The organism is Halomicrococcus gelatinilyticus, assembly GCA_024227995.1.
In the GTDB taxonomy this organism is placed as follows: domain Archaea; phylum Halobacteriota; class Halobacteria; order Halobacteriales; family Haladaptataceae; genus Halomicrococcus; species Halomicrococcus gelatinilyticus.
Genome location: CP100467.1, coordinates 294,821 through 312,002 on the forward strand (window position 1 = coordinate 294,821; position 17,182 = coordinate 312,002).

The 17,182-nt window shown below is 69.6% G+C and carries 16 protein-coding genes; 10 read left to right on the forward strand and 6 right to left on the reverse strand.

What is annotated here, in order from left to right; translation table 11 throughout:
* The first annotated feature begins 1 nt into the window (after position 1).
* The 6 genes from NKT36_RS18630 (at position 2) to NKT36_RS18655 (ending at position 8,652) form a co-directional block, all read left to right on the forward strand.
* Positions 2 to 967, forward strand: coding sequence for an electron transfer flavoprotein subunit alpha/FixB family protein (locus NKT36_RS18630; RefSeq protein ID WP_327054149.1), 966 nt, complete (start codon positions 2 to 4; stop codon positions 965 to 967).
* Between the two features lie 156 nt (positions 968 to 1,123).
* Positions 1,124 to 2,608: an NADH-ubiquinone oxidoreductase-F iron-sulfur binding region domain-containing protein gene (locus NKT36_RS18635; RefSeq protein ID WP_327053934.1), complete on the forward strand. Its 1,485-nt coding sequence runs from the start codon at positions 1,124 to 1,126 to the stop codon at positions 2,606 to 2,608.
* Complete coding sequence (locus tag NKT36_RS18640) at positions 2,605 to 3,594, forward strand: 2Fe-2S iron-sulfur cluster-binding protein (protein WP_327053935.1); 990 nt, start codon at positions 2,605 to 2,607, stop codon at positions 3,592 to 3,594. The genes NKT36_RS18635 and NKT36_RS18640 overlap by 4 nt, the downstream gene beginning before the upstream one ends.
* Positions 3,591 to 5,876: a formate dehydrogenase subunit alpha gene (gene fdhF / locus NKT36_RS18645; protein WP_327053936.1), complete on the forward strand. Its 2,286-nt coding sequence runs from the start codon at positions 3,591 to 3,593 to the stop codon at positions 5,874 to 5,876. The genes NKT36_RS18640 and fdhF overlap by 4 nt, the downstream gene beginning before the upstream one ends.
* 2 nt (positions 5,877 to 5,878) lie before the next feature.
* Positions 5,879 to 6,655, forward strand: coding sequence for a DUF1641 domain-containing protein (locus tag NKT36_RS18650; RefSeq protein WP_327053937.1), 777 nt, complete (start codon positions 5,879 to 5,881; stop codon positions 6,653 to 6,655).
* Positions 6,652 to 8,652 (forward strand): molybdopterin oxidoreductase family protein, encoded by a 2,001-nt coding sequence (locus NKT36_RS18655; protein ID WP_327053938.1) that lies wholly within the window; start codon positions 6,652 to 6,654, stop codon positions 8,650 to 8,652. Before NKT36_RS18650 ends, NKT36_RS18655 begins: the two co-directional genes overlap by 4 nt.
* 39 nt (positions 8,653 to 8,691) lie before the next feature.
* Here the strand turns inward: NKT36_RS18655 and NKT36_RS18660 are convergent, their stop codons facing one another.
* Positions 8,692 to 9,456 carry a geranylgeranylglyceryl/heptaprenylglyceryl phosphate synthase gene (locus tag NKT36_RS18660; RefSeq protein ID WP_327053939.1) on the reverse strand — a complete coding sequence of 255 codons (765 nt, stop codon included), beginning with the start codon at positions 9,454 to 9,456 and terminating at the stop codon, positions 8,692 to 8,694.
* A 291-nt stretch (positions 9,457 to 9,747) separates the two neighbouring features.
* Here NKT36_RS18660 and NKT36_RS18665 point away from each other — a divergent pair, with 291 nt between their 5' ends.
* On the forward strand, positions 9,748 to 10,104 hold the full coding sequence (locus tag NKT36_RS18665; RefSeq protein ID WP_327053940.1) for a hypothetical protein: 357 nt from the start codon (positions 9,748 to 9,750) through the stop codon (positions 10,102 to 10,104).
* Positions 10,105 to 10,116: 12 nt separating this feature from the next.
* Here the strand turns inward: NKT36_RS18665 and NKT36_RS18670 are convergent, their stop codons facing one another.
* The 3 genes from NKT36_RS18670 to NKT36_RS18680 all read right to left on the reverse strand — a co-directional run bounded on the left by NKT36_RS18670 (position 10,117) and on the right by NKT36_RS18680 (position 13,333).
* Complete coding sequence (locus NKT36_RS18670; protein ID WP_327053941.1) at positions 10,117 to 12,279, reverse strand: (Fe-S)-binding protein; 2,163 nt, start codon at positions 12,277 to 12,279, stop codon at positions 10,117 to 10,119.
* A gap of 144 nt (positions 12,280 to 12,423) precedes the next feature.
* Positions 12,424 to 12,789, reverse strand: coding sequence for a hypothetical protein (locus tag NKT36_RS18675; protein ID WP_327053942.1), 366 nt, complete (start codon positions 12,787 to 12,789; stop codon positions 12,424 to 12,426).
* Between the two features lie 157 nt (positions 12,790 to 12,946).
* A complete protein-coding gene (locus tag NKT36_RS18680) occupies positions 12,947 to 13,333 on the reverse strand; it encodes a cupin domain-containing protein (RefSeq protein WP_327053943.1) in 387 nt (128 codons plus the stop codon).
* A gap of 290 nt (positions 13,334 to 13,623) precedes the next feature.
* Here NKT36_RS18680 and NKT36_RS18685 point away from each other — a divergent pair, with 290 nt between their 5' ends.
* On the forward strand, positions 13,624 to 14,094 hold the full coding sequence (locus tag NKT36_RS18685) for a DUF4112 domain-containing protein (RefSeq protein WP_327053944.1): 471 nt from the start codon (positions 13,624 to 13,626) through the stop codon (positions 14,092 to 14,094).
* Positions 14,095 to 14,260: 166 nt separating this feature from the next.
* Here the strand turns inward: NKT36_RS18685 and NKT36_RS18690 are convergent, their stop codons facing one another.
* Complete coding sequence (locus tag NKT36_RS18690; protein ID WP_327053945.1) at positions 14,261 to 14,632, reverse strand: SHOCT domain-containing protein; 372 nt, start codon at positions 14,630 to 14,632, stop codon at positions 14,261 to 14,263.
* A gap of 329 nt (positions 14,633 to 14,961) precedes the next feature.
* On the reverse strand, positions 14,962 to 16,131 hold the full coding sequence (locus NKT36_RS18695; protein ID WP_327053946.1) for an Mrp/NBP35 family ATP-binding protein: 1,170 nt from the start codon (positions 16,129 to 16,131) through the stop codon (positions 14,962 to 14,964).
* Between the two features lie 360 nt (positions 16,132 to 16,491).
* Here NKT36_RS18695 and NKT36_RS18700 point away from each other — a divergent pair, with 360 nt between their 5' ends.
* Both NKT36_RS18700 and NKT36_RS18705 read left to right on the forward strand, forming a co-directional pair.
* The gene (locus tag NKT36_RS18700) at positions 16,492 to 16,749 is read left to right on the forward strand and encodes a sulfurtransferase TusA family protein (protein ID WP_327053947.1); all 258 of its coding nucleotides are present in this window, start codon (positions 16,492 to 16,494) and stop codon (positions 16,747 to 16,749) included.
* A gap of 2 nt (positions 16,750 to 16,751) precedes the next feature.
* On the forward strand, positions 16,752 to 17,147 hold the full coding sequence (locus NKT36_RS18705) for a DsrE family protein (protein ID WP_327053948.1): 396 nt from the start codon (positions 16,752 to 16,754) through the stop codon (positions 17,145 to 17,147).
* The last annotated feature ends 35 nt before the right edge of the window (positions 17,148 to 17,182 follow it).

Sequence of the window (17,182 nt, forward strand, 5' to 3'; positions counted from 1 at the left end):
CGTGATACTCGGCTTCGTCGAACAGGAGAGCGGCCTGCCGGAGGAGACGTCCCTGGAGATGCTCACGCTCGCCCGCGACCTGGCGGCCGACGACGGCGCGGTGGAGGTCGCGGTCTTCGGCGAGGAGGGCGACGCGGTCGCGGACGAACTCGGCGACCACGGCGTCGAGGCGGTCCATCACGTGACCGACGACCGCCTCGCCCGCTACGCGCCGGAGGCCTGGGGCGAGAGCCTCGCGAAACTCGCCTCGGAGCTCGACCCGGACGCGGTCGTCGCGCCGGGCAGCGACCGCGGTCACGAGGTGCTGTCCCACGCCGCGGCCGCGCTCGACCTGCCGATGGCCGCCAACTGCACCGACGTCGAGACGGGTGACGAGTACGAGGTGACCCGCCAGCGCTGGGGCGGAAGCCTCGTCGAACACGCCCGCCTCGACGCCGACACGAAGCTGCTGACCGCCGCGGCGCACGAACACCCCATCGAGGAGGCCCAGGCCGCGGTCGACCCCGCGGTCGATGTGTTCAGTCCGTCGCTGGACGACTCGCACTTCCGGGTGCAGGTCGACCGACTGGAGGAGTCCGACGTCGAGGGCGTGCCGCTCGGCGAGGCGCGGGTCGTCGTCGGCGGCGGCCGCGGCGTCGGCGGCCCCGAGGACTACGACAAACTCGAAGAGCTAGCCGACCTCCTCGGCGGGACGGTCGGCGCCTCGCGCGCCGCCGTCAACGAGGGGTGGCGGCCCCACGACGACCAGATCGGACTCACGGGTGCGAAGATCAGCCCCGACATCTACATCGCCTGTGGCATCAGCGGTGCCGTCCAGCACATGGTCGGGTGCAAGGGCGCGGACACCATCCTCGCCATCAACACCGACCCCGAGGCCGCGATCATGCAGAAGTGTGAGTACGGCATCGTCGGCGACCTCCACGAGGTCGTCCCGGCATTGAACGAGGAGATCCGCGAGGCACAGTAACGTGTCGGGACTCCGGCCCGGGGGGTCACGACCGACGCCCCCGAACGCGGGTCCGGAACACGGTCGTGCGTGCCGTCCCCGACGCTGGTCGCGTCGCGGAATCGTACCGAACGATAATCATGTTTTATTGCTTGCCACTCCATGTCAGGAGATATCATGCAGGACAGTAGCATCGAGAGTCGACAGGTGGAGCTGTGCGTCCCGGACTGGCGCTCCGGTTTCCGCGATGCAGCGTCCGGGAGCGGCGCTTCCGTCGCCGGCGTCGGACCGACCGGCGTCGCGGCCCTCGACCCGCTCGTCACGGCGACGGCAGCGGGCCGGACCGCGTTCTACGCCGGATGCACGCCCGAGCGGGCGGCTCGCGTCGCGGACGAACTGACCGGGGAGACCATCGAGGACGCCGGCGACCCGGACGCCGTCGTCGAGCACGCCCCGGACACGATGGGGCTGCCCGTCGCCGAACTCGCCGGGATCGACGTCGGCCGACGCCGGGTCCTCGCGGGCTGTGGCTGGCGGCGCCCGGCGTCCCCGTCCGACCACGACGCCGCCGGCGGCTTCGTCGACGCCGCACCCGACGAGATACTGGCGACGGCGGACGAACTCGTCGGACGCGGCTGGGGCGACTGGCGACGCGACGAACCGGTCGCCCCGGACTGGCGTCGGGCGCGTGCCGGCGACGACGGCGTCGCGGTCGTGGTCAACGCCCACGGCGGCCCGGCCGACGCGCTGCTCCTCCGGAGCGTCCCCTTCGAGGTGCTGGAGGGCGCCGAGCTCCTCGCCCGTGCCGTCGGTGCCGACCGGGTCGTCGTCTACGCTTCCGAGGCCGACGAGCGCGCCGTCGAACGGGTCCGCTCGGCCGCGGACGCCTACCTGTATCCGGACGCCCCCGTCGACGTCGTTACGGGTCCGTCCGAGTACCGCGCCGGGGAACCGACGATGGCGCTGGAGGCCGTCGAGGGCAACCACCGTCTGGAGGCCCGCCTGCGCCACGCGGACGAACTGCCGACCCTCAACGACGCGACGGCGCTCGTCCACTCGGCGCGCACGCTCGCGCACCTCGCGGTCGCGGTGCGGACGGGCGAGCGACCGTCGACGCGGCTCGTGACCGTCGAGGGCGACGTCGAGTCGCCGGCGACCGTCGAACTCCCCGAGACGGCGACGCTCGACGCGGCGCTCGACGCCGTCCAGCCGACGGGCGGGGTGAAGGCCGCCTGCGTCGGGGGGCGGTTCGGCGGCCTCACGGACTCGTTCGACGTGAGGGTGTCCCCGGACGCGCTGGCCGACGCCGACCTGGGCACCGGGGGACGGGTGGAGGTGCTCGCCGAGGACCGCTGCGTCGTCGCGTTCGCCGGCGAGCTCGCGGCGTTCGCGGCCGAGGAGAACTGCGGCCGCTGCGTTCCGTGCCGCGAGGGGGCGACCCAGCTTCGCTCGCTCCTGCGGGACGTCTACGACGGCGAGTACGACGCCGCCGGCATCGAGGAACTGGTGCGAGCGATGGAGACGTCGAGCGTCTGTCCGTTCGGCGTCGACGCCGCGCGGCCGACCCGGACGGCGATGGCCGCCTTCGGCGCGGAGTTTTCGGCCCACGCCGACGGCCGCTGTCCGTCGGGTGCCTGCAGTACGACGGAGGACCAACGATGAGTTCCGAACACGACACCGAGACCGTACCGCCACTGACCGAGGACATCGCACCGGGGACCGCGACCGATCCCCCCGTCGGCAGCGACGAGGCGGCGACCGTCACCGTCGACGGGACGGCGGTGACCGTCGAGACCGGCGCGACGCTGCTCGACGCGCTCGCGGCCGTCGAGACCGACGACGAGGTGCCGGCGCTGTGTCACTACGACCGGGAGGACATCGGCCCCCGCAGCACCTGCCGGACCTGCATGGTCGAGACGGACGCTCACGGCGTCGTCCCGGCGTGCAGCACGCCAGCCGAGGAGGGACTCGCCGTCCGGACGGACGCCGAGCGGGCCAGCGAGGCGCGCGACGTGAACCTCGACCTCGTGCTGTCGAACCACAACCTCCGCTGTACGACCTGTGGCAAGAACGGTCGCTGCGAGTTGCAGGACGCGGCCATCGACGAGGAGGTCGAGGAGCCGCGCTACGGCGTCCTCGACGACCGCGACCGATACGTTCCCATCGACGACTCCTCGTCGTTCATCCAGATCGACCGCAACAAGTGCATCCTCTGCAACCGCTGCGTCGAGGCCTGCAACGACGTCCAGGTCGAGGGCGTCCTGCGGGTCGAGGGGTCCGGCGCGGACACCCGCATCGGCTTCCAGAGCGACGCGGAGACGATGGACGACTCGACCTGCGTCTCCTGCGGTCACTGTGCGACCGTCTGTCCCACCGGCTCGCTCGTCGAGACGGGGATGGCGGACGCGACGACGATACAGCTCCCCGGGTTCACGCAGACGAACAGCGTCGGCGCGACGACTGGCGCGTCCGACGGCCCCGACGCGCCCATGACGCCGAAGAAGCGCGAGGAGCGAGCGAGTAGCGAGGACCAACGCGCTAGCGACGACCCCGATGGCATCCGGTCCAGTACCGACAACTCCGACGGGTCGGCCGAGAACGCGACGCCCGACCCGTGGACCGACGACGACGGGAGGTCGTGGCCATGAGCGACGACCCCGACGGCGTCGCCGGCTACATGCAGCGCGCGAAACAGCAGGCGCTGGCGAACGTCGAACACGTCGCCGAGGGGACGGCCGCCGAGACGCTCCCCGAGGGGACGCTGTTCGAGATAGCGCAGTCCATCGGCGACCGCCAGCTGGAGGAACTGAACGTCGCCGACACGACCTGCGGCTACTGCGCCGTCGGCTGCCGGTTCGACCTCTACTCGGACGGCGAGGAGGTGCTCGCGGCCCGACCGACAGACGACGAGGACGCCCCCGTCAACGGCATCTCGACCTGCGTGAAGGGGAAGTTCGGCTACGACTTCGTCGACTCCGACGACCGGCTGACGTCGCCGCTGGTCCGCGAGGACGGCGAGTTCCGCGTCGCGACGTGGGACGAGGCGCTCGACCGCGTCGCGGAGGGGCTGGGCGACATCAGGGAGCGCCACGGCGGCGACGCGCTGTCGGTCATCGCCTCCTCGAAGGCGACCAACGAGGAGAACTACCTGATGGGCAAGTTCGCCCGGCAGGTGCTCGGCACGAACAGCGTCGACAACTGCAACCGGCTCTGTCACTCCTCGACCGTCGCCGGCCTCGCGAAGACCTTCGGCTACGGCGCGGCCTCGGTGAGCGTGGAGGACCTGGAGACGACCGACTGTTACCTCCTGACGGGGTCGAACACGACCGAGGCCCACCCCGTCATCGCGACGCGCATCAAGCAGAACGTCCGCGACGGCGCGGACCTGCTGGTGTTCGACCCGCGCGAGGTCCAGATCGCGGAGTACGCCACCCAGTACAGCCGCGTCGACCCCGGGTACGACGCCGTCTGGATAAACGGCATCATCCGCCACGTCGTGAACAACGACCTCCACGACGAGCAGTTCGTCGCGGAGCGAACGACCGGATTCGAGGCCGTGAAGGAGTCGGTCCAGGAGTTCACGCCCGAGCGCGTCGAGGCGGAGACGGGCGTCCCGCCCGAGGAGATAGCGGCGGCCGCCGAGACCATCGCTGCGGCCGACACGTGCGTCTTCGGGTGGACCCTCGGGCTCACCGAGCACTCCCACGGCACCGAGAACGTCATGGCGATGGCGAACCTGGCGGCGGTCACCGGCAACCTCGGGAAACCCGGGACTGGCGTTTCACCGTTCCGCGGCCAGAACAACGTCCAGGGCGGCGGCGGGGACATGGGACCGCTCCCGGACAACTTCCCCGGCTACCAGGACGTCGCGGACGACGAGGTCCGCGCGAAGTTCGAGGACGCCTGGGACTGCGAGATATCGCCCGAGTACGGCCACTACACGACCCAGATGTTCCTCGCGGCCGACGAGGGCGACGTCCGCGGCATGTACGTCATCGGCGAGAACTCCGCGCTCTCCGAACCGGGCGTCAACCACGCCGAGGACGTGCTGGCGGACCTCGACTTCCTCGTCGTCCAGGACCTGTTCGTGACCGAGACCGCTCGGTACGCGGACGTCGTCCTCCCGGCGTGCTCGTTCGTCGAGAAGACCGGCACCTTCACCAACACCGACCGCACCGTCCAGATGGTCAAGCAGGTGATGGAGCCGAAGGGCGACTCGCGGCCCGACTGGAAGATCCTCCAGGACCTCGCCCGTCGGATGGGTCGCGACTGGGACTACGACTCGACGGCCGAGATAATGGCGGAGGTGAACTCGCTGACGCCGCTGTACGGCGGCGTGACCCACGAGCGGGTCGACGCGGAGGGCGGCCTCCAGTGGCCCTGCTGGGACGAGGACCACCCCGGCACGAAACGCCTCTACGCGGACGAGTTCGACACCGACGACGGCCTGGCCCACCTCCACGCGGTCGGCTACAGCGAACCGGCGGAGACGCCGGACGAGACGTACCCCTTCACGCTCACCACCGGGCGCGTGCTCTACCAGTACCACACCGGGACCATGACCCACCGCGAGGAGGGCATCATGGAGTACACGCCCAGCGACTTCGTCGAGATACACCCCGAGACGGCGGCGGAGTACGGCATCGAGAGTGGCGACCCGGTGCGGGTCGAATCGGAACGCGGCGCGATAACCGTCCCCGCGCAGGTGACCGACCGCGTCGGCCCGGAGACCGTCTTCGCACCCATCCACTTCGCCGACAGCGCCGTAAACCGCCTGACCGACGAGGAGCGCCTCGACCCGGGCGCGGCGACGCCCGAGTTCAAGGTGTCCGCGGTCCGCATCGCGCCAGCCGACGACGCCGCCGCGTCGTCGCCGACACCCGGCGAGACGCCGGCCGACGACGCCGGGACCGGCACGGGGGACGACTGACCATGGCGGAACCCACGCAGTCCTACCCCGACGAGGCCACCAACGGTGCGACGGCGAACGCCAGCGGAGACGGTGCGACGACGAACGGCGACAGGAACGGCGCGACGTCGACCGACGGCGAGGCGGCGCTGCGCGACGCGCTCGACGAGCACGGCGACGACCTCGCGGCCGTCATCGAACGCAGCGACGACGTCGGCGCGCTGCTGGAGACGGCGATACTGGTGGTCGCCAGCGCCGACGACGAGGAGGTCGAGTACGTCACGCAGTCGACGGCCAACCTCGTCGCGGCGGTCGACGGCCTCTCGACCGACGGGGCGGCCGCGCTCGCGACCGACCTCGGGGAGAACGCCGACGAACTCGCCGACGCACTCGACACCGTGGTCGCCCTCCAGCGGGAGGGCCACCTCGACGACCTCGTCACCATCGCGACGTCGTTCTCCGAGTCGCTCTCGCCCGCCGAGATAGCGGAGTTCGCGACGCTCCTCGAGGCGAACGGGTCCGAGACGGTCGAGGCGCTGGACGTCGTCCTCGACCTCCAGCGGGAGGGCCACCTCGAGGACCTGGTCGACCTGGCCACGACGCTCTCGACGCTGGATATCGACCCGGAGACCGCCCGGGGGCTGAACACCGTCCTCGGCGCGGTCGGGGAGGCCGAACGCGAGTCGGAGCCGGTCGGCATCGTCGGCGCACTCGGCGAACTCCGGTCGCGGGACGCGCGCGCCGGCCTCGGCTATCTCGTCGCGCTGGTGAAGGCGCAGGGACGCCGACTGCGACGATGAGCGACGACGGAGCGGAGTCGCCGACGACCGTCTGTCCGTTCTGCGCCGTCGGCTGTCGACTGACCCACGACGGCGTACGCGTGCGCGGCCGCGAGGGACCGGCCAACCCGAACGGGCGACTCTGCCGGAAGGGGGTCCGGGCGTTCGACGCCGTCGACGACGAGCGCCTGACCGAACCGCTGGTCCGTCGCGACGGGCGTCTCGTCCCCGCCTCCTGGGAGACCGCCCTCGACCGCGTCGTCGACGGGTTCGAGGACGTCATGGACGACCAGGGTGCCGACGCGCTGGCGTTCCTCGGCGCGCCCCACTGCACCAACGAGGAGAACTACCTGCTCCAGAAGCTGGCGCGCACGCTCGGCACGAACAACGTCGACAACCGGGCGCGGCTCTGTCACGCCGAGACGGCGCGGACGCTAGCGGACAGGCTGGGCTACCCGGCGTCGACCAACGCGCTCGCCGACCTGCGCGAGACCGACGTCCTCGTCGTCGCCGGCGCGAACCCCGCCGCACGCCACCCCGTCGCGTTCGACAGCGCGGTCCGTCCGGCCGTCACCGACGGCGCGACGCTGGTCCACGTCGACCCGCACGAGAACGAGACGACGCGGCTCGCCGACCGCCACGTCGCACCGCGTCCGGGAACCGATGCGCTCGTCGCGACCGTGCTCTGCTCGCTCGTCGTCGGAAACGGGGACGTCGACCGCGCGTTCGTCCGCGAGCGGACGACCGGCTTCGAGCGGTTCCGCGCGTCCCTGCGTGACCCCGACGTCGACGCGGTGGCTGCGACCGCCGGCGTCGACCCGGGGACGCTCCGCAGCGTCGCGGCGACCGTCGGCGACGCCGACCGGGTCGCCGTGCTGACCGGTACCGGCGTCGACGAGACGGCGACCGCCGACGCGCTGCTCGGCCTCCTCCTGCTCACCGGCAACCTCGGTCGACCCGGGACTGGCGTGCACGTGCTTCGCGGCCTGAGCAACGAGCAGGGCGCGACCGACGCGGGCTGCGTTCCGGACCGCCTCCCCGGCCACCGTCCGGTGGACGACGACGCGGCCCGCGAACGGCTCCGCGCCGAGTGGGGCGTCGCCCCGCCGGCGACGCCGGGCGACACAGAGCACGACCTGGTGTCCGCCTTCGGCGACGAGGTACGCGCCGCACTGGTCGTCGGGGAGAACCCCGCTGTCGCCAAGCGCGACGCGGACCGCGTCGCGCGCCGCCTCGACGCGCTCGACCTGCTGGTCGTCACCGAACTCTCGCGGAGCGAGACGACCGCCCACGCCGACGTGGTCCTCCCGGCGGCCGCCGGCGTCGAGAAGGCGGGGACGACGACGAACCTCGACCGCCAGGTGCAGCGGCTCCGCCCCGTCGCCGACCCGCCGGGCGAGGCCCGCCCGGACTTCGCGGTCCTTCGCGACCTCGGTCGTCGGCTGGTCGGCGACGCGTTCGACCACGCGACGCCGCGTGCGGCGTTCGCCGAACTGACCCGCGTCGCACCCACCTACGCCGACCTCTCCTACGACGCGCTCGGCGAACGGAGTCGGCGCTGGCCCGCTCGCGGTGACGACGCCGACGACCCGGGCGACGGCATCCTCTACGCGGAGTCGTTCGCGACGGACGACGGGCGCGCGCCGTTCGTGCCACTCGACCCGGAGGGGACGGTCGACGATGGGGAACGCGACGGCCTTCGACTCGTGGTCGGCGACCGCGCGGGCGGGTTCGTTGCCGATGGGGACGCGTCAGACTGCCGGCTCACGGTCCACCCCGACGACGCGGCGGTCCGCAGTCTGGACGACGGCGACGCGGTCGCGGTCGTCAACGACGCGGCGACCGTCGAGACGACCGCCCGCGTCAGCACGGCGGTCCGCCCCGGCGTCGTGTACCTTCACGCCGACGCCGCCGACCCGCTCGTTCGCGGCGGCGAGACGACCGTCGCGGTGCGCCCGGCCGAGGCACCTCCCTGTCGCGGGAGCGTCCACGGCGACCCCGACGGCGGTCGCCCGTGACGGTACTCCCGCGGCCGACCGCTTCGCCGTCCAACGGACCTACGAGGGAATCGTTTCGCGGAAACGCTCCGGGTCGTCGTGGAAGCAGTCGCCGACGACGACGGCGTCCGCTCCGGCGTCGAGTATCTCGCGGGTCTGTCGCTCGCTCTCGATGCCGCCGCCGTAGAGCAGCGCTGCGTCGTCGAGGTACCTCGCTGCCGCGGCGACGTCCTCGGGGCCGCCGTAGGTACCCGAGTATTCGAGGTAGAAGAGGGGGAAGCCGTAGAAGTTCTCGGTCGCAAGCGCAGCGCCCACCACCTGTTCGACCGAGAATGGACTCTCCGCACCGGTCACCGCTGCGGCCTTCGACTCCGGATTCTGCACGACGTACCCCTCGCCGACGATCTTGTCTCCTATCCGGTCGACGGCGTCCCGGCCCTTCGCCGCGACGAGGTCCCCGAGCACCGGTAGTCCGCTCCCGAACACCTCGTCCGGTTTGCTCCCGACCTCGGTGAACATGTCAAGGTGCTTTCCGACGAAGTGTTCCCTGTCGCCGTTGTAGACCGCGGGAACGGCGAGGTAGTCGACCGCCTCGATCGTGTCCGTCGACACGTGGTCCGAACTGTGGGGCTCCTGAAAAACGAGCTTGTCCGGGAAGCTCCCTCGAATCGCCCGGATGGTATCGAGCGTGTTCTCTGCGGTGACGCCGTCCGAACCGCCGACCATCACGGCGTCCGTCCCCGCCAGGATTCCCAGGTCACGTGGCAGCTCCTTCGCTGGATCTGCTTTCGTGACGTGGGTGATCTCCTCCCAGTTCAGGTTCATGCCAGTCAAAGAGCGGAGCATCGACAAAAAGTTATGGTCGGTGAACACTTTCACCCCTCGGGCCCGGAGTCTCGCCTGGACGCCTCCAGGCGGGCCGACGGTCAGGAGTACCTCACGGCGAGGAGAACGCGTGGGAGGAGGGGTTCGGCGAGTGGGCGTCCGAGGAAATCTTCTGCGAGCAGTTCGACGGGCGCGACGACGTCCTCACCGACGCGCAGTACGCCCGCGAAGAGGAGTGGTGAGGAGCGTCACCGGAAAGCACTTGTCAACGCGAAATAATTTTGGCGGCGTATGATGTCCCGACGCCGGCTGTACGTGGCCCTCGGAGGCGTCCTGGAGATAACCGCTCACGCCACGTTCCTGTCGAACTTCCCGTCACACCAGCGGGGGCCCGTGCTGTTCGGGCTCGCGCCGTACTTCCTGCTCGCGACCGTCGCCGGCGGCCTGGTCGCCGCCGCAACCGACTCGTTCGTCGACTCACGGCGACAGTTCCTGCGAATCGCGTGGTATCCCGGCTGGTGTCTGGTCGCCAGCGCGCCGCTGTTCGCTCTGCTCGCGACGTGGAGCTATCCCATCGACCGGTGGGCCGTGAACCTCCTCGTGTTCGGGTCCGTGCTCGGCGTCGGTCGGGAGGTCGGTCGCTGGTGACGACGTCCCGGCTCAGGCCGTCTCCGGTTCGCCCCGGTCGACTTCGTGGTCCTCGCGCTCTCCCTGGGCGTCCACCGCCTCGATCAGCAGTTCGGCGACGTCGACGATCTCGATCTCGTCCTCGTAGCCGCCGGTCTTGCGGCCGTCCTCGTACATCGTCATGCACATCGGACAGGCGACGACGAACTTCTCGACGCCCGCGCCGGCGGCGGTGTCCTCGAGCGCTTCTCGAAGCCGCTCCTCGCTCGGCTTGGGGTCCTCGTCGAACTCCATCCAGAGGCCGCCGCCACCGCCGCCGCAGCAGAACGAGTCGTTGCGGTTGCGTGGCATCTCGACGAGCTCACAGCCCGTGGCGCGGACGAGCTCTCGCGGGGCTTCGTACTCGTCGTTGTACCGCCCGAGGTGGCAGGGGTCGTGGTAGGTGACGGTGTAGTCGAGTTCGTCGCCCCGCAGCCCGAGGCGGCCGTCGTCGACCAGTTCTTCGACGACCTGCGTCCAGTGGAGGACGGGAGCGCCGTCCCAGTCCTCGACCTCGAACTCCATCATCGGGTCGTCGGCGAACTCCTCGAAGTCGACCTCCGGGTACTCGTTCGTGAACGTGTTGAACGAGTGGGGGTCGGTGCAGACGATCTTCTCGAAGTCGCAGTCCTCGAAGGAGTCGACGAGGTGGCCGGCCTGCTCGATGAACAGGTACTCCTCGCCGATGCGGCGGACGTCGTTGCCGTCGTACTGCTCGTCCTCGTAGAGGATGCCGTACTCGACGTCGGCGCGCTCGAACAGCCGGGCCAGCGAGCGGGCGACCTGCTTGTTCCGGTCGTCGTAGCTGGGGTAATCACCGACGTACCAGAGGTACTCGACCTCAGTCTCGCGGGCGTCCGCGAGGTCGAAGTCGAGGTCGTCGGCCCAGTCGGCGCGGTTGCGCGCGGGGTCGCCGAACGTGTTCCCGTTGCGCATCACGTTCTGGAACGTGTCCTGGAGGTTCGCGTCGACGTCGCCCTGGTCGACCATCTGGCGGTTGAGCTTCGTGAAGCTGTTCAGGTGCTCGATCTCGACCGGGCAGGCATCCATGCAGGCCATGCAGGCCATGCAGGACTCCATCGTCTCGGTGTCGATGACGCTCGTGCCGCCATCGGCGATGATGGGCACCTCCTCGCCGCCGGCCGCCTGCTCCTCGCGGTAGGTCTTCAGGTCGAGGATGACGTTCCGGGGGTCGAGCGGCCGGTCCGACGCCTTCGCCGGACAGACCGACGAACAGCGCCCGCACTTGGTGCAGGCGTCCTGGTCGAGCTGCTCCTTCCAGGAGAAGTCGTCGATGCTCGCTGCGTTGGTGGCGTCGAGGTCCGCCGGCATCCCCGGCAGCCGCTTTCCGGTGTCGTCGTCGTGGGTGACGACGTTGGCGAACGACGAGAGCATGTGGAACGGCTTGGCGTACGGGACGGCGGCGACGAACGCGAGCGCGACGAGGGCGTGGGACCACCAGGTGAACGGGTAGAGCGTGCGGGCGGTCGCCGGCGTCATACCGCTCGCTTCGAACGCGAGCGCGACAGCCCAGCCGACGAAGCTCACCGTCTCGAAGTCGGGGAAGTCCTGTCCGAGGATGCGGATCCCCTCCGTGACGTAGCCGCCGACGCCGAGCAGGAACAGCGTCCAGACGAACAGGTCGTCCTCCAGGCTGGTGTGACGACCCCACAGGCGCTCGGTGCGCGCGGCGTAGCGCCGGTAGAGGACGACCCCGATGCCGACGACGAACAGCAGGCCCATCGCGTCGACCACCAGCGAGTACGCGAGGTAGAAGTCACCGACGAAGAACGAGTCCCCGGTGACGATCCGGTAGAAGTCCATGTCGATACCGAGGATGGTGGTCGCGATGAGCAGGGTCAGGAACCCCCACATGACGAACGCGTGCATCACCCCGCCGACGGTGTCGCGGTCGAACAGCGTCTCGTTCGAGAGCACGGTCTTCCCGGCCGCGACGACCCGCGAGGGGAGGTCGTCAAGGCGGGCGAAGCCGTCGGCCTCTCCACTGGTGTACTGCGACACCCGCTGGTAGACGCCCACGGCGAGGATGGCGATCGCCACCGCCGCCAGGTAGTAGAACAGTGCCTTCCCGAGCGTGCCGATCTGCCAGAAGGTCGGTCGTGTTATCTGCTCTCCAGACTGGAGCAGGACGTACATAGTCGTAAGCGGGGCGAACGCTCCATAAAATTTTGCCCTTCCCCACGTTCTGCAATCTCGCTGACGGGTTGTGCCCCCGGAACGGCAGTCCTCCGTGCGAACGCGTCTTCCGTTCGCCGCGGGCGATACCCGCAGCCGTCGCCCTCAGTCGACGGTGCTCGGCAGCGGTTCGACGCGGAACACGTAGTCCTCGTAGACGCCCTCGAGGTTCGTGGGATGCTCCTCGGTGACGTGGTCGCGACACAGGAGCGCCTCCGCCTCGACGGCGCCGTGCCCCGTCTCCTCCTGGTACCGCTCCAGTGCGCGGTACGCGGCCGGCTCGTCGCAGCCGCGGCGGTGACACGTTCGGGAGTCCGGCCCGCCGTCCGGTTCGAGGTCGGCCTCCTCCTCGTCCTCGCTCGGCGGTTCGGGCTCGTCGATGCGCTCGCGCTCCTCCTCGAGTTCCCGCGCCAGTTGGCGGGTCTCTTCCTCGCGAGCTTTCTTCACCCGGCCGCTTTTCGTGTCTCCCATACCACCCCGTAGGTGAGTGGGAGGCATAACCCTGTGGTCGCACGCGGTGACGGTCCGACCGGCTCCGTCCGGTGACCTCGCCGACACGCGGCGTCGCGGGGTGTCCCCTCGTCCGGACCGCGCCCGACGGATATCCGCCGAACGCGTCGTCCGTGACTCACTCGTCGTCGACCACGTACGCGCCGAAGTCGTCGACGGTTCCGACCGGCGGCGCGCCGATGGCGAGCCAGACGTGCGTCTCGTTCTCGGTCCGGTTGAGGAGGTTCCGTGTGGTGTCGGCGTGGACGCGGACGATTCCACCCTCCGCAACGTCGTGCACGTCGCCCTCGATGTCGATCTGCCCGTCCGTCGTCGCCACGAACACCTCCTCCTGGCCGTCGTGGGTGTGCGGCGTCGTCACCTCGCCGGGTTCGACGACGACCTGGTTCAGCCGCATCTCCGTGCACTCGAGTGCGGGCGTCAGCTTCCGGACCGACGTCCCGCAGGTGTCGAACTGTTCCGTCGGCACCTCGGACGGTCGAACGATACTGAACTCGCCTATCATACCGCATCGATACAGTGCCTATCGGATAGCTCTTTGCAGGGCAGTGGCACGCGACGTGAAGTTGTGCGACCGGTCAGCGTCGCCAGTTCGGCGACAGGTCGCTACTGCAGGTTGCGCGACTGCTCACCACCGCCAGTCGGTGGCCGCTCGCCGCCGCCGCCGGTCCGGCACTCAGCCGCTCGGGCGCGTACGCCGTTCGGGACACCTCCTCCCGACAGACGCCCGCCCCGTCTTCACCTGCTTTCGCTGGTGGGCATCAGGCTTATTCCCGTCTGCACCGGACGGGAGGTATGGAACGAGAAACCGGAAACGACCTCGCATCGGAGTTCGACGTCGACTTCGAGGGCGAACTCCCCGACTCGGTCGACAGGGCGGCGGTCGAGCGGATGCGCGTCGTCGCGACGGTGTTCGACGAGAGCGTGACGGTTCCCGGGACGAACTTCAGGGTCGGCGTGGACCCCATCCTCGGTGCCCTGCCCGTCGCTGGCGACGTGGTGAGCGCCGGCTTCTCGCTGTACATCGTCCTCGAATCGGCCCGTCTCGGCGTCTCGTTCACGACGCTGCTGCGGATGATTGCGAACATCACCGTCGACGTCGCCGGCGGGTCCATCCCGTACGCCGGCACCCTCTTCGACGCGTTCTGGAAGGCGAACGTCCGCAACGTCGAGCTCGCGCTGGAGGACCTGGCGACGACCCAGAGCCAGCACCGACACGACACAGCGATGCACGAGGACGCGGTCGAGATAGAGATCGACGACTGACGGAGCCGTTCCGCACGTTCACGGCGTCGCCGACCGACTTTTCGGGAAGCCGATCGCTCGCCTACCGTCCCGTCCGCACCGGAAGCGGCAGCCATAGCACTGTAGATGACGGACTCGACCGTCATTGCACTGTCGAGTTCCCCGTGGCGATTGTGCCCAGGCTCGCTTATTCCGAATGGGTTTCGAGCGTCGACGGGTTCGCCGGGCTCTCGCTCTCTCGGTCGGCGTCGAATGTCTCGCCATCGCCAGCCAGCACCGTTTCCATCCGTCGCTCGAACTCCTCCTCGCCGATCTCTCCGGCGACGTACTGTTCCCGGAGGTCGCTGGCTGGCCCGGAAGGGTCGGTTCCTCTCTCGGGCCTGAGCAGTTCCCCGAGCGGTGACGCGAGAACTGCCGCTGCCAGGAGCGTGACGATTCCGACAACGGCGACCGGGCCGGTAGGTCCCGGTCCGACGGCGCCGAGAAGCGTCAGACCGACGCCTGCCACGAGGAGAACTTCTCGGACGTGGTCGGCGATCAGTTCACGAACGTGACGCATAGACGGTTCGTCGGAGAGCAATCGTATAAGCATACGGAAATTATCCGTCTGTATTTGGGTCACGGACCCGTCTTCCGACCGAGGTGGAAGGCGACACTGGCGGTCACGAACGTCTACGGTCGCCGTCGCGACGGCGGTGATCCGTCGAAGTCCGCTGAGGTCGGAACCGTACCAGGTGACCAGAGCTACCAGGGCTGAAATTGGCAGTGCGATGCCGATCGAAGCTCGAACGTGTGACCGTTCCACGGTGTGGTGTCGGGGGGCGGTCTCCCCGGACGTACCGTCGTACTCGCCTGGCGATGGGCGAACCTGACGACGCCGGAGGGATGCTACTCGCTGCTCTCGACGAGGTGGGCGACGCGCGCCGCGACGCCCGTCGCGAGCCGGTCGACGGACGCGCGCGTCGCGTCACGGGCGTCCGGGCCGGGCATCGCCGAGACGTCGTCACCGCCGGCACGCTCCTCGCTCGTGCGGGGGAGCGAGAACCGCCCGACGAGCGGGAGCGAGACGCCGCGGTCGTCTTCGTCCCCGTCGTGGTCGCCGGCTCCTACCGTGGGGTCGAGGGGGATCCGGGCGAGCACGGGCACGTCGAACTCGGCTTCGAGGTCGGAACCGCCACCCTCGCCGAAGATGTCGTGCGTGCCGCCGCAGTCCGGACAGCGGAACGAGTGCATGTTCTCGACGACGCCGAGGATGGGGACGTCGTACCTGGCGAGCTGCTGGAGGCCCCGCCGGGCGTCGTCCACGGCGACCGGCTGGGGGGTCGTCACGACGACGGCACCCGTGACGGGGAGGTGCTGGACGAGCGTGAGTTGCGCGTCGCCCGTCCCGGGCGGCAGGTCGACGACGAGGTAGTCGAGTTCGCCCCAGGTCACGTCCGCCGTCAGCTGTTTCAGGACGTCGTCGACCATCGGTCCGCGCCAGATGACCGGGTCGTCCTCGCCGACGATGAAGTCCATGCTCATCACCGAGACGCCGCGTGCCTCCCGGGGGACGATCTCGTCGCCGGCCGTCGTCGCGGGCGTCGAGTCCGTGCAGCCGAGCATCGCGGGCGCGTTCGGGCCGTAGACGTCGGCGTCGAGCAGTCCGACGTCCAGGCCGGCGTCGGCGAGCGTCGCCGCCAGGTTCGCCGCGACCGTGCTCTTGCCGACGCCGCCCTTCCCGCTCGACACGGCGACGAGGTTCTTCACGTCCGGGAGTCTTTCGACCTGGGCACCGTCGTCGGCCACGTCGGGCCGCCACTCGACTGCGACGTCGGTGACTCCCTCGACGCCGCGCACGGCCGCCCGGAGTTCGTCCTCGACGCGCGCTCGCACGTCCGGCGCGGGCACCGGCACCGTCACTGCGACGGTGGCGCGACCACCCTCCACGCTCACCGGACCGAGTCCGCCGAGGTCGGCGAGGCCGACGTACAGGTCGTCCCGCCCGACGGCCGCGTCGCTGACGGCCTCGCGGACGCGCCGCTCCCGACCGTCCGCCGCAGGCGAATCTCGCCTCATGCTCGCCTCTGCCGGCGTACGGCGACACGCTGGATTCCGCCGACGTCTCGTCGGCCTGTTCCCGGTCGAACGTCCCGTGGTTCGTCGTGTCCCTTCACCTCAGTCACATCCGTTGTTACCGTATACCGTGGGGGTTCCACTCACTTAACCGTTGTCCGAATGTTACAACGCAGCACAACCTCACTATGCGTCGACGCTCGTGAGTCCACGACTGTTCTCGGCGTCGAAGGTCCACGCTTGGTTGCCGTGCCTGGCTGATACCCGTCTCTTGGACTCGCCTACCCTATGTGTCACGGTACCGTACATCATGCTTTTGTAGCCCGATATTGTATTTCTACTGCACAAACGCGGCGATACAGCATGACCACAGAATACGAGATCACCGATACGCTCGACGTAACGGGGCTGAACTGTCCGCTCCCCGTCGTGAAGGCGAAGCAGGCGGTCGACGGCCTCGACGCGGGCGACGTGCTCGAGGTCGTCGCGACCGACCCGGGAACCGTCTCCGACTTCGACGGCTGGGCCGGCTCGATGGACGAGATCGAACTGCTCGAACAGGAGGAGTCCGAGGAGGACGGCGAGACGCTCTACCGTCACTACCTGGAACGGGTCGCCTGACCATGGCCGACCTCCAGAAGATCGGCATCGTCGTCTACAGCGACGACCCGAAGAGCCTGGCGATGGGGATGAACCTCGGCCACGTGGCGCTGGCGATGGAGACCGAGGTCATCGTCTACTTCACGTTCGACGGCCTGACCCACCTCCAGGCGGGCGAGAAGGACCTCGGCGACTTCCAGCATCTGGTCGACGCCGGCGTTCCGGACCCCTACGACCTGCTCGCGGACCTGGTCGCGAGCGGCGACGACCTCGTCACCACCGTCGCCTGCACGACGACGCTGGACATGCTCGACTGGGAGAAGGAGTCGATGGACGACGCCGTCACGACGCGGTTCGCCGGGGCGGCGGACTTCCTCCGGGTGACCGCCGACGCAGAACACGTCTTCACCTTCGGCTGACCCGCTGCAGGCGCCCGCAGTCCTTCCGACCCGCC

What these genes read in the sequence shown, in the direction of transcription:
- NKT36_RS18700 (WP_327053947.1), top strand. Translation starts at nt 16,492, where the DNA reads ATGACCACAGAATACGAGATCACCGATACGCTCGACGTAACGGGGCTG.
- NKT36_RS18635 (WP_327053934.1), top strand. Translation starts at nt 1,124, where the DNA reads ATGCAGGACAGTAGCATCGAGAGTCGACAGGTGGAGCTGTGCGTCCCG.
- NKT36_RS18670 (WP_327053941.1), bottom strand. Translation starts at nt 12,279, where the DNA reads ATGTACGTCCTGCTCCAGTCTGGAGAGCAGATAACACGACCGACCTTC.
- NKT36_RS18665 (WP_327053940.1), top strand. Translation starts at nt 9,748, where the DNA reads ATGATGTCCCGACGCCGGCTGTACGTGGCCCTCGGAGGCGTCCTGGAG.
- NKT36_RS18655 (WP_327053938.1), top strand. Translation starts at nt 6,652, where the DNA reads ATGAGCGACGACGGAGCGGAGTCGCCGACGACCGTCTGTCCGTTCTGC.
- fdhF (WP_327053936.1), top strand. Translation starts at nt 3,591, where the DNA reads ATGAGCGACGACCCCGACGGCGTCGCCGGCTACATGCAGCGCGCGAAA.
- NKT36_RS18675 (WP_327053942.1), bottom strand. Translation starts at nt 12,789, where the DNA reads ATGGGAGACACGAAAAGCGGCCGGGTGAAGAAAGCTCGCGAGGAAGAG.
- NKT36_RS18685 (WP_327053944.1), top strand. Translation starts at nt 13,624, where the DNA reads ATGGAACGAGAAACCGGAAACGACCTCGCATCGGAGTTCGACGTCGAC.
- NKT36_RS18660 (WP_327053939.1), bottom strand. Translation starts at nt 9,456, where the DNA reads ATGAACCTGAACTGGGAGGAGATCACCCACGTCACGAAAGCAGATCCA.
- NKT36_RS18640 (WP_327053935.1), top strand. Translation starts at nt 2,605, where the DNA reads ATGAGTTCCGAACACGACACCGAGACCGTACCGCCACTGACCGAGGAC.
- NKT36_RS18705 (WP_327053948.1), top strand. Translation starts at nt 16,752, where the DNA reads ATGGCCGACCTCCAGAAGATCGGCATCGTCGTCTACAGCGACGACCCG.
- NKT36_RS18680 (WP_327053943.1), bottom strand. Translation starts at nt 13,333, where the DNA reads ATGATAGGCGAGTTCAGTATCGTTCGACCGTCCGAGGTGCCGACGGAA.
- NKT36_RS18650 (WP_327053937.1), top strand. Translation starts at nt 5,879, where the DNA reads ATGGCGGAACCCACGCAGTCCTACCCCGACGAGGCCACCAACGGTGCG.
- NKT36_RS18695 (WP_327053946.1), bottom strand. Translation starts at nt 16,131, where the DNA reads ATGAGGCGAGATTCGCCTGCGGCGGACGGTCGGGAGCGGCGCGTCCGC.
- NKT36_RS18690 (WP_327053945.1), bottom strand. Translation starts at nt 14,632, where the DNA reads ATGCGTCACGTTCGTGAACTGATCGCCGACCACGTCCGAGAAGTTCTC.